Origin of the sequence: Streptomyces sp. NPDC059002 (assembly GCF_042740435.1) — a bacterium.
Taxonomy (GTDB): Bacteria; Actinomycetota; Actinomycetes; order Streptomycetales; family Streptomycetaceae; genus Streptomyces.
The window spans coordinates 13,762-24,614 of sequence record NZ_JBHYJI010000054.1 but is presented as its reverse complement, the minus strand read 5'-3'; the positions used below and the strand labels follow the sequence as shown (position 1 = coordinate 24,614).

Here is a 10,853-nt window from a genome sequence, read left to right as displayed (position 1 = left end):
TATGGGGCAAACGAATCCACATACGGACCTGACGGTGAATCAAGGACCAATGCCGCCACAGTCCCTGAAACGGAGTCACCTCGTTGGGCCCTGTGACGCGAAGAACACGACCCTGCCGACCTGCGATGAAACCGTGGGCCGGGTCAAGGCTCGGCAAAGCGCCTTGCCCGGCACCCCCGTTGGGTAATCGGCTGTCCTCATCCGTGTTCCGGATTGGGGGGCCAATGGCCGGTGACGCGCACGGACCGGAGGAAGGCGGATCGGATGCAGCACGAGGCCAGAGGAAACACGGAGGGCCCCCGGGACGGCGAACTGACCGTGCCCATGGCGTGGTTGTACGCCGAGTACATCGCCGACGAGCTGCTGCGCACCGGCGACCTGATGCCCCCCACGTCCTTCGAATACCGCGCGGGGCGTGACGCCCTCGCCCTGACGATCTTCCTCTCGGACAGCAGGGGCGAACTGTCCGGGATCCGGGTGGTCACCCAGCTGGAGACCTGGCTGTCCCTCACGGCGTACGACCAGCAGTGGCAGGACTGGGTCCGCGAGCGCATGGAGCTGCTCGTGGAGGACGCCGTCGCCGACCGCGTGACCATGCCCGACCTGGAACTCGCCGACCTGGCATGGCGCTGGCTCCAGGACACCGAGCTGCTCGCCCCCGACCTGGACGCGGTGCCCGGCGGCGGTCCCGTGCCGGGCGACGAGGAGGGGCCACAGGTGTGGACGCCCGCCTGGCGGCTCGGCCTGCCGCTCGGGCATCTGGCGATCCACTTGTTCTGACGGCGGGGCCCACGGCTTGAGTGATTCGGTGGTCCGCCGCGTACCGGAGGGGGCAAGGAGCACCCCACCGGACAAGGAACGCCATGAGGCCCCTGGAGCGGCATCGCGACGTCGGCGCCTACGCGCTCGGCGTCCTGGACGAAGCGGACGCCTTCCGCTTCGAGGATCACCTCATGGGCTGCCCCGCCTGCCTGCTCGCGATCGACGAACTCGGCACCGCCACCCGCCAGCTGGAGTCCTACGGCCGCCTGACACCGTCCTCCGTGGACCCGTTCGCCGCCCCTGACCCCGGGCTCCTCGACCGGCTGCTCCGCGAGACGGGACGGCTGCGCGGGCGGCGCCGGCGCCTGCTCCACGCGGTCGCCGCCGGAGTCGTCATCGCCGTCGCCGCGCCCGCCGCGGCCGTCCTCACCGCGTCCGACGCCGGTCCCGCGCCCCTCAGCGCGCGCAACGGCCCGGGCCACGTCTCGGCCACGCTCACGGCACGCGACCGTGCCTGGGGGACGGACATCGGGATCACGGTGCACGACCACGCGCCGGGCGCCCGGGTCTGCGAGCTGGTGGCGATCGGCACCGACGGGTCGGAGCAGACCGTCACGACCTGGCGGGTGAACACGCCCACCGTGCGGACCCGGGGCGTCGCGGCCCTGCGCCCGGCACAGACCGACCGGTACGAGGTGCGCACGGCCGACGGGCGGCGACTCCTCACGCTGCGCCGCCTGTAGGGCCGTACACATCCTCGTACGATCAACTCCCCACGGAGGACCGCTGCTTCGGGAGCCGCGACTACTTCAGGAGCCGCGACATCCGCCGGTCCGCGAGGGGTTTGCCGCCCGTCTGGCACGTCGGGCAGTACTGCAGTGCGGAATCGGCGAAGGACACCTCCCGGATCGTGTCGCCGCAGACGGGACACTTCTCGCCGGTGCGGCCGTGCACGCGCAGGCCGCTCTTCTTCTCCGCCTTGAGGCGGCCCGCCGCGACACCGCGCGAGCGTTCCACCGCCTCGGTCAACGTAGCCAGCAGCGCCACATGCAGCCCATGGACTTCCTCCTTCGTGAGGTTCGACGCGATCTTGAACGGCGACATGCGCGCCGCGTGCAGGATCTCGTCGCTGTAGGCGTTGCCGATGCCCGCGATCAGGCTCTGGTCGCGCAACGCGCCCTTGATCTGCCGCCGTTCGCCCGCGAGGAGCCGGGCGAAGCGCTCCTCGTCGAAGTCGGCGGACAGGGGGTTGGGGCCGAGACGGGCGATGCCGGGAACCGTCCCCGGGTCCTCGGTGACGTACACGGCGAGACGCTTCTGTGTGCCCGCCTCCGTGAGATCGAAGCCCTCCCCCGTCTCCAGCGCCACACGCAGCGCCAGCGGGCTCCTGCCGGGGCGCGGGGCGCCGTCCGGGAGGCGGTCCTTCCACTGGAGCCAGCCCGCGCGGGCGAGGTGGGTGACGAGGTGCAGCCCTTCGGCGTCCACATCGAGGAACTTGCCGTGCCGCGCCACCGCGGTGACCGTGCGGCCCTCCAGGGCGGTGAGCGGCGGGTCGTACGTCTTGAGGGCGCTCACCGCGACCGGCAGCACGCGGACGATCCCGCGGCCGACGAGATGGTCCGTCAGGAAGGCGCGCAGCGCCTCGACCTCCGGCAGTTCCGGCATGGTTCTCCCTCAGCCCCGCACGTCCCGCGCGGGCACGACGAACTCGCACCACACGCACTTGCCGCTGCCCCGCGCGTCCACGCCCCAGACGTCCGCGAGCCGGTCCACCAGGAGCAGGCCGCGGCCCGAGACCCCCGACTCGCCCGCGTCGCGGCGGCGCGGCAGGGCGCTGGAGGAGTCCTCGACGTCGACGCGCAGCCGCCGGTCGGTGCCGGTCAGGACGCGCAGGGTCACGATCGCGGAGCCGTCGGTGTGCATCAGCGCATTGGTGATCACCTCGTCGGCGACCAGCTCGATCTCGTCGGCGCGCTCGCCCGCACCCCAGGCGCGTACCGCCGCCCTGATCATGTGCCGGGCCTCGGCGAGCGCCTCCGGGTCGCTCGGCGCGACGTGCTGCTGGAGCCGGCCGCCCGACTGCGGCGCGTCGATCATGCGGCGGCGCAGGAGCAGCAGCGCCGCGTCGTCGTCGCCGCCCCTGCCGTCGATGACGCCGCACAGCCGGTCGGCGAGCTTCTGCAGGTCGCGCGGTCCCGTGGCGGCCAGCTCCGCGACCGCGCGCATGCCGTCGTCGAGGTCGGCGCCCGGTTCCTCGACGAGGCCGTCGGTGCAGAGCAACAGGGTCTGGCCCGGGTCGAGTTCGAGGGTGGTGACGGGGTAGTCGAGCCGCCCGAACTCGGCGGAGAGGCCGAGCGGCAGGCCGCCGTCGACGGGCACGCGGCGGCAGGAGCCGTCGGTGAGCTGGACGAGCGGGTCGAGGTGGCCCGCGCGCACGAACTGCACCACGCCGGTCGACAGGTCGGCCTCCGCGTACAGGCAGGTCGCGAAACGCTCGGTGTCCAGTTCGTGCAGGAAACCGGAGGCGCGCGCCATCACGGTGGCGGGGGTGTGCCCCTCGGCGGCGTAGGCGCGCAGCACGATGCGGAGCTGGCCCATGACGGCGGCCGCGTGCGTGTCGTGGCCCTGGACGTCGCCGATGACGGCACCGACGCGGCCGCCGGGCAGCGGGATCACGTCGTACCAGTCGCCGCCGATGTCCCTGCCGAGCGCCGCCGAGCGGTAGCGGACGGCGACCTCGGCGCCGGGCACGCCGGGGATGGTGCGCGGCAGCATGGCCTGCTGGAGGCCCTGCGCGAGGTCCTTCTCCTGTTCGTAGAACATGGCGCGCTGCAGGCTCTGCGCGATGCTGCTGCCGAGCGCGACGAGGACGTTGCGCTCCTCGTCCGTGAAGCCGGTCTTGTCCTGGTAGAGCAGCCCGAGCACGCCGATGGCGCGGCCCTGCGCGATCAGCGGCAGATACGCGGCCGCGGTGATGCCGAGCTCGTCGATGTGCGGCCACAGCAGCGGATAGGACTCCGCGAAGTCCTCGGCCGTCTCGATGTAGCGCGGCGCGAGCGTGCGGACGGCCTCGCTCATCGGGTACGCCTCGTCGATCCCCGTGAAGCGGGTGCCCTGCACGAAGCTGCCCTTGGGCCCCTCCGCGACCAGCCGGATCCGGCCCGCCTCGACCAGACCCATGACGAGGTTCGACGCGCCGAGGTGCGCGAGGCCGTGGGCGTCCTTGAGCACGTCGATGACGTCCCGCACCGTGCGGGCGTGCGCGAGGGCCGCCGTGGTGCCCTGCACGATGCTGGTCGTGCGGCGCCGCTCGGCCTCCTCGTCGGCCCGCTCGCGCAGCGCGCCCGGGCTGTTGCCGAGCTCGCGCGTCGCGTCGCTGACGATGCCGACGATGCGGTGCGGCCGCCCCGTGGCGTCGCGCAGGATGTGACCCTGCGTGTGCGTCCAGCGCAGGATGCCGTCGCGGCGGCGCACGCGGAAGTACGCGCCGTAGGCCTGACTGCCGTCCTTCAGGGCGTGCGAGACGATCTCGTCGAGGCGGTGGGCCTCGATGGGCGGGACGCGGATGCCGAGGGTCTCGGGCCGGTTGTCGTACTCGTCGGCGCGTACGTCGAAGACCTCGTGGGCGGCGGCGTCCATCGTCATGAGGCCGTGGTCGAGGTCCCAGTCGAAGCGGCCCATGCGCAGCGCCGACCCGTACAGGTCCATGAAGCAGCCTGCCGCGCAGCCGTGGGCCGGCGTCCCGCAGCGGCAGTGCCCCGCCGGGTCGGGCCCACCGGTTCCCGCGTCCATGGGCCCACGCTAGGCGGAGCCCCTGGCGCGCGCATGTGGGGGGAGGCGACGCGTGGGGGCTCCGCCGTCCAACCGGACGGTCCGTTCACTTGGACGCACTGGTCCTGGCCGCCTTGCTGTGCCTGCCCGGCGACGGCCGCGTGCGTTATGCCGTTTCGGCGACCTTGCTCTGGACCCGGAGTGCCACCTCCGTCCACATCTCCGCGCTCTCGTTGGCCAGGTAGGCCACGGCGCCCCTGCAGTGCGGCGGGACGGTGTCGATGATCTGGTCCCACTCCTCCATGCTGATCGTGTGGATGTTGAGGAGCCTCAGCAGGGTGCGGCCGATCTCGCTGAAGCGCAGCGCGGGGTCGGCCTTGAGCCGCTTCACCGCCTCGGCCCGGTCCTGCGCCGCGTCCCTGTCGGGCACCGCCGAAGGACCACGGCCGAGCCGCGGGGGCGGCACCCGTACCTCGCCGCCGGCCGCCTGCCTGCCGCGCTGCGGCACCGGGTCCTCGCCGCGCATCATGCGGTTGCGCACGTCACGCACCGTCTCCGGGGAGATGGCCGCGACGCGGGCGACCTGGCGCAGCGAGAGTCCCGGGTTCTGGGCGATGAGCTCACCGGCGAGCCGTCGGCCCTCCGCTCCGTTGATCGGCCGGACCCGCCCGTCGTGGCCGATCCGGCTCTCCTCGCCCGTACGGCCGCCCGGTGCGCGTCTGCGGATGTCCGCGACGGTGCCGGGGGCGATGCCGCTGACCGAGGCGATCATGCGGTCGGACCACTGCGGGTGCGAGGCGATGATGCGCCCCGCGGCCCGTTTGCGGTCGGCCGTGGTCAGCGGCAGGCCGTGCGTGACGTTGGACTCGACGGCCAGGACGAAGGCGTCGGCGTCGCCCCCGTCGAAGAACCTGACCGCGATCTTGCGCTGCCCCCGCAGTTCGGCGGCCCGTAATCGGTGCAGGCCGTCGATCACCCGCATCGTCTGCCGGTGCACGGTGATGGGTGGCAGCGGAGTCTGGACGACGGCGAGCGCCTCCACGTGCTCCGGGTCGACCCCGGACGTGCGCGGTGAATCCGTCGTCGACAGCGAGCCGATCTCGACCTCGACGACCATCAACCGGTCTATCTGATCCATCTGTTCGTGCTCAGGTGTTGCCAACTCAACTCCCCCTTGAGCTCTGGATGTCCCCCGTCTGTGCGTCCCCGGCACCCCGTACCGCTCAGGTCACACCGCCGTGCTCCTCCGAGGGGTCGCCGGGCGGACCGGCCCGGTGCGGCTCCTGGAGGGGTGCTTCGACGAGGTGCGCTGTACGCGTTCGCCCTCTGTCGAGGGCCCTGAAGTGAATGCGTTGCGCGCTCCGAATGGGTGTGCTCGGCACAATGCGCGGCGGGGGCGTCGCGCGCAGATTGTGGACGCCCTCGCCGTGGTCAACCACCGTGCCGGACCCGAACCGAACATCTCGTCGAATTACAGAAATCCACCCGCACTCGGCACCCCTGTCCCTCCTACGGGAATCCGTGCCAGCACGATCGAGGAAGGAATTTCCCTCAAACCGAACACGCTCACCCTAACAACGCGCATTCGGACCTGGTACCCCTCACTAACGCGGCAATTGCACAGCCGGGCACCCCTATTCACCCCTACCGGCACCCTTCACCCCTACTGGGGTTCCTATGGCGGCGCCATGTGCGGCCTATGGGAAACCCTGGCCCCCTAGTGGCGCGCCGCCGGCTGCGCGAGCCTGCGGCCCATCAGCGGGGAGAGGATCGCCGCGGCGGTCGCGACCTCGGCGGTCTCCACGCGCGTGAGGGCCTGATTGCCGTCGCAGAGCGCCGTGCCCGGATCGGGATGTACGTCGATCATGACGCCGTCCGCGCCCACCGCGAGGGCCGCGCGGGTCAGCGGAAGGACCAGGTCACGGCGGCCGCCCGAGTGCGAGGGGTCCACGATCACGGGCAGGTGGGAGAGGCGCTGGACGACCGGCACCGCGCTGATGTCCAGGGTGTTGCGGGTGGCGGTCTCGAAGGTGCGGATGCCGCGCTCGCACAGCACGATGTCGAGGTTGCCGCGCTGCGCGATGTACTCGGCGGCCATCAGCCACTCCTCGATCGTGGCGCCGAAGCCGCGCTTGAGGAGCACCGGCTTCCCGGCCTCGCCCACCTCTTGCAGGAGCGCGAAGTTGTGCATGTTGCGGGTGCCGATCTGCAGCATGTCGGCGTAGGGCGCGACGAGTTCGACACCGGCCGCGTCGATGACCTCGGTGACCACCGGAAGCCCCGTCTCCGCGCTGACGTCGGCGAGGATGCGCAGGGCGCGTTCGCCGAGCCCCTGGTAGGCGTACGGCGAGGTCCGCGGCTTGAAGGCGCCGCCCCGCAGCAGCGCGGCCCCCGCGGCCTTGGCGAGGCGCGCGGCCTCCAGGGTCTGCGAGGGGGTCTCCACCGCGCAGGGGCCCGCGATCACGGTGAGGGTGTCGGGGCCGAAGGGCACGCCCGCCACGGTGACGACGGACCGGTCGAGGTGGTGCTCCCGGCTGACGAGCTTGTACGGCACCGAGATCCGTACGACGTCGAGTACCCCGCGCAGCTGGGCCAGATTGAGGGCCTCGAAGGCCTCCACATCTCCCACGAGGCCGACGATGGTGCGCGTCACACCGCGGCTGACGAATGCGTCGCCGCCCGCCGTGCGCACCAGTTCGACGACTGCTTCCACATCTTTCTGTGTGGCCCCCGGGGCCATCACCACTACCAAGGGGTTCCTCCCGTGATCGCGAAAGGGAAAGCGCTCGCCGGGATTTCCGGGATTTCCGGGTTTCCCGGAACTCGCGGGGCGGGGGAATCCCATATGCGGAGCGAAATCCATTGACCGACCACGGTAGAAGTGCCGGAGCTTTTCCTCAACGGCGGACCACGACATTGTCCAACTGCGCAATATCGGCAGGGCGGAACGGAGTTGCCAGGTCCGGGCGCGGCCGACCGCTGCGGGCTCCCTCGGTGCGGGCTGTGATGATCACAGATCTTCGGACCGCGGTGTGACCGGCCGCCGCGTAGAAACGGAACCGTCGACGGCACTGGCACACGGACGGGAGGGGCGGAGACATGACCGATGTCCTCCTGCTCCTCCCCCTCGCCGGTCTTGCCGGTCTCGCGGGTCTCGCCGGTCTCATCGGGGCGGTGCTCCCCCACCGCCCGGACCTCCCCCACCGGCTAGACCACGTGCAGCCGGTCGCAGTCGTCGTGCGACGCGGGTCCCTCGCGGCCGCCCGGATCCGTGAGCGGGCTGAGCTTCCCCGCGAGGTCCGCGCGGCGCTGGACGTCCAACTTGCGGTAGGCGCGGGTCAGATGCTGTTCGACGGTACTGACGGTGATGCACAGCTTGTCGGCGATCTGCCGGTTGGTGTGGCCACGGACGGCGAGCGTGGCCACGCGCAGCTCGGCATTGCTGAGTTCGACGGTGTTCCTGCGGGTGCCCGGGGGCCACGGGCGCTCGGCGGCCAGGGTGCCCGCTCCCTCCGCGGGCGCCACCCTGGGCACCTGGATGCCGCACTCCGCCGCCAGCTGCTGCGCCTTGCGGGCCAGGGTGCGCGCCTGGCCGACCTTGCCGAGCTCGCGCTGGGCGCGCGCCAACTCATCGGTCGCATACGCCAGTTCGAGCCGGTGCCCGCGTTCCCTGAGGATCTCGATGGCCTCGCCGAGCAGCGCGCAGCGGCCCCCGGCGCCGAGCGTCCTCGCGAGTGCCCGCAGGGAGACGGCCCGGGCCGCGGTGGCGCCGGGACCGACGAGCGCCAGCTGTTCCTCGGCGAGGGCGCGGGCACGGCTGGTGTCGCCGAGCCCGAGGTGGGCCTGCGCCGCGTCCGTCCGCCACGGCACGAGCGCGGGCAGGTCGAACTCCCAGCGGGTCATGAGGTCCCCGCAGGTGAGGAAGTCGTCGAGCGCGGCATAGGGCCGGCCGGCCGCGAGGTAGTAGTGGCCGCGGGCCCGCAGGTAGAGCAGCCCGTCGGGGGTCTGGAAGGCCGCGTCGGGGACCGGCACGCTGAGCTGGGCGGCCGCTTCGTCGAGCCCGCCGAGAGCGGTCCTCGCGAACACGGCCGTGGCGACCGGCGAGACGACGGCCACCCCCCAGCCCTCGGCGGGCACCAGGTCCAGCGCCGAGCGCGCCGACGCGTCCGCGGCGACGAGCGCCCCGGACCGCAGTTCGATGCGCGCCTTGGCCGACGCGAGGAGCGCCTGCCACATGGGCGCGCGCCGCTCGGTGGCCTCGGCCAGCAGCGTCTCGCACCAGAAGGCCGCGGTGTCCAGGCGGTCGGCGAGCACGAGGGAGTGCAGGGCGACCAGGAGCGCGGTCAGCGTGCGGTCGTCGAGGCGGGTGCTCTGCAGGATCTGTTCGGCCCTGACGACCACGTCGTCGCCCGCGCCGTCGAGGACGGCCCGCATCAGGCTCGCCGCCCGCTGGTGGGGACTGCGGGCCAGGCTCGGTGCGTGCTCGGGCACCTGGGCGTGTTCGGGCGTCGCGCCTTGGCAGGCCCGGGCGGAGGCGGGGAATCCCGGATAGGCGTACGTCATCCAGCGGCGCGGGCAGTCGTGTCCCTGCGGCCCGCCGGACCCGAGCTTTCCGCAGGCCACTGCGCCGTTCCGCTCCGCCGCCCCGAGCACGTCGAGGGCGCGCTCCACCTGGCCGAACCAGAGGAGGTGGCCGACGAGTTCGCCGGTGTCGCGGGTGCCGAGGCGGCCTTCGAGGGCGGCGGCGCCGAGTTCGGGCAGATGCTGGGCGACGGTGGACGGGTTGACGCGCCAGCCCGCCCGGGTCAGCGCGGCCCGGATCTCCAGGGACTGGCGCGGGTCGGTGCAGGTGTCGCGGGCCACGCGCAGACAGGTGAGGGCGAGTTCGACCTCGTCGTCGGCGAGGGCCCGCTCGGCGGCCTCGATGAGCGTGCGCAGCGCCCAGGGGGCGTCGACGGTCTCGGCCGCGATCAGATGCTGGACCACCACGGTCGCCGCCGCGCCGTGCTCGTGCAGGACACGGGCCACCCGGGCCTCCAGGCGGGAGCGGTCGGCGGGTTCCATGCTCCCGAGCACGGCGACGCGCCCCGCCTCGTGGCGGAACCATCCGGCATCCAGCAGCCCCGACTCGTTCAACGCGCGCAGACTGCGATGGAGGGACTCCCTGCTGCTGCCGAGGACTTCCCCCAGTTCGGCGAGCGTCACTTCGGGTCCCGCGACGGCCAGGGCCCAGGTGGTGCGCCGGGTGGCGGGATCGCTGCGGTACAGACCGGTGGCGACGGCCTGCACGAAGGCCTCGCCGGGTACCAGATCGGCGGAGGAGGTGCTTCCGGCGGCCGTCGCGCGGTGGTCCTCGATCAGCGCTCGGGTCAGCAGCGGGCTGCCGCCCCCGATGCGGTGGACGTCCGAGACGAGCTTGCGCGTCCGCCACCCCGGCGCACCGAATCCTGAGATCATTTCTGCCACTCCTTGCCGCTGGAGCGGGCCGAGCCTGATATTGCGACAGCCGGGCAGGCGCATCAAATCGACGCGCAATCGCGTATTACCGGCCAGGAAGCCGCTGTTTTCACTCAGGACGACCAGAATACGACTCACGTCGAGCCTGCGGGCCAGGTAGAGGAGGCATTCGAGGGAGTGGCTGTCGGCATGATGGACATCGTCGATGCTGAGCAGCACGGGCCTTTCTCTGGCTTTTTCAAGGACAATCGCGCAGAGTTCGGGAATCTCGCTCATCGTCACGGCGGGGAACACTCCCTGCGCGCGCCGAAGCTGCGCGGATTCCGCCATCAGGTCCACGAGCCGGGCCGCACGCCGGGCCTCGGCACCGACCGGATCGGCGCCGAGCAGCAGCTGCCCCATCACCCCGAGGGGCAGGTCGCTCTCCGCCTCCGAGGCTGTGGCCTGCAAATATAGTGCGCCCGCGGCGGTCGCCCGCTCGCCGAAGGCGCGCAGCAGCGCGGTTTTGCCACTGGCCACCGCGCCGCTTACCAGAACGACTCCGCCATGCCCGGCCTCGCAGGAACCGAGCATGTTTTGCATGATCGAGAATTCTTCACCACGTTCCACCAAGTCCATGAGCCGACTTCTCCCCCGCGCGAGACGGCTGATCATTGAGCGCCCGGTCGAACAGCTGGATCAATTCCATCGACTTGACCGACCGCTCGTCCGAAGACTCTGCCATATCTGAAAATCAACTACCAGCGTTATTTGACTCAATGCCATCTCATTACCGTCAGGAACGCGCCATCCGGCGGGAAATCGGATTCACCCGCTCCACATCCCTCGAAAACGCATGCGCATTTGCCTGATGAGTGAAATCA

The 10,853-nt window shown here is 71.6% G+C and carries 7 protein-coding genes; 2 read left to right on the top strand and 5 right to left on the bottom strand.

All coding sequences use genetic code 11. From position 1 onward, the window contains the following. Nucleotides 1-264: 264 nt before the first annotated feature. Together ACFWZ2_RS33830 and ACFWZ2_RS33825 are read left to right on the top strand one after the other, a co-directional pair. A complete protein-coding gene (locus tag ACFWZ2_RS33830) occupies nucleotides 265-780 on the top strand; it encodes a hypothetical protein (RefSeq protein ID WP_384552270.1) in 516 nt (171 codons plus the stop codon). A gap of 83 nt (nucleotides 781-863) precedes the next feature. Beyond that, nucleotides 864-1,505: a zf-HC2 domain-containing protein gene (locus ACFWZ2_RS33825; RefSeq protein WP_384552268.1), complete on the top strand. Its 642-nt coding sequence runs from the start codon at nucleotides 864-866 to the stop codon at nucleotides 1,503-1,505. Nucleotides 1,506-1,566: 61 nt separating this feature from the next. Here ACFWZ2_RS33825 and ACFWZ2_RS33820 read toward each other — a convergent pair whose 3' ends face one another. From ACFWZ2_RS33820 to ACFWZ2_RS33800, 5 genes are all read right to left on the bottom strand, one after another. Beyond that, entirely contained in the window at nucleotides 1,567-2,427 is an 861-nt protein-coding gene (locus ACFWZ2_RS33820) for an Fpg/Nei family DNA glycosylase (RefSeq protein ID WP_384552266.1), read from the bottom strand. Nucleotides 2,428-2,436: 9 nt separating this feature from the next. Beyond that, nucleotides 2,437-4,470, bottom strand: a complete 2,034-nt coding sequence (locus ACFWZ2_RS33815) for a SpoIIE family protein phosphatase (protein WP_384552332.1) — start codon at nucleotides 4,468-4,470, stop codon at nucleotides 2,437-2,439. A 229-nt stretch (nucleotides 4,471-4,699) separates the two neighbouring features. After that, nucleotides 4,700-5,671: a ParB N-terminal domain-containing protein gene (locus ACFWZ2_RS33810; RefSeq protein WP_384552264.1), complete on the bottom strand. Its 972-nt coding sequence runs from the start codon at nucleotides 5,669-5,671 to the stop codon at nucleotides 4,700-4,702. A gap of 579 nt (nucleotides 5,672-6,250) precedes the next feature. Next, nucleotides 6,251-7,273 (bottom strand): 3-deoxy-7-phosphoheptulonate synthase, encoded by a 1,023-nt coding sequence (gene aroF, locus ACFWZ2_RS33805; RefSeq protein ID WP_384552330.1) that lies wholly within the window; start codon nucleotides 7,271-7,273, stop codon nucleotides 6,251-6,253. A 467-nt stretch (nucleotides 7,274-7,740) separates the two neighbouring features. Next, complete coding sequence (locus tag ACFWZ2_RS33800; RefSeq protein WP_384552262.1) at nucleotides 7,741-10,608, bottom strand: AAA family ATPase; 2,868 nt, start codon at nucleotides 10,606-10,608, stop codon at nucleotides 7,741-7,743. Nucleotides 10,609-10,853 lie beyond the last annotated feature (245 nt).

Excerpts from the sequence above, each read along its gene's own strand:
- ACFWZ2_RS33830 (WP_384552270.1), top strand. The coding sequence starts at position 265 with ATGCAGCACGAGGCCAGAGGAAACACGGAGGGCCCCCGGGACGGCGAA.
- ACFWZ2_RS33825 (WP_384552268.1), top strand. The coding sequence starts at position 864 with ATGAGGCCCCTGGAGCGGCATCGCGACGTCGGCGCCTACGCGCTCGGC.
- ACFWZ2_RS33820 (WP_384552266.1), bottom strand. The coding sequence starts at position 2,427 with ATGCCGGAACTGCCGGAGGTCGAGGCGCTGCGCGCCTTCCTGACGGAC.
- ACFWZ2_RS33815 (WP_384552332.1), bottom strand. The coding sequence starts at position 4,470 with ATGGACCTGTACGGGTCGGCGCTGCGCATGGGCCGCTTCGACTGGGAC.
- ACFWZ2_RS33810 (WP_384552264.1), bottom strand. The coding sequence starts at position 5,671 with ATGGATCAGATAGACCGGTTGATGGTCGTCGAGGTCGAGATCGGCTCG.
- aroF (WP_384552330.1), bottom strand. The coding sequence starts at position 7,273 with ATGGCCCCGGGGGCCACACAGAAAGATGTGGAAGCAGTCGTCGAACTG.
- ACFWZ2_RS33800 (WP_384552262.1), bottom strand. The coding sequence starts at position 10,608 with ATGGACTTGGTGGAACGTGGTGAAGAATTCTCGATCATGCAAAACATG.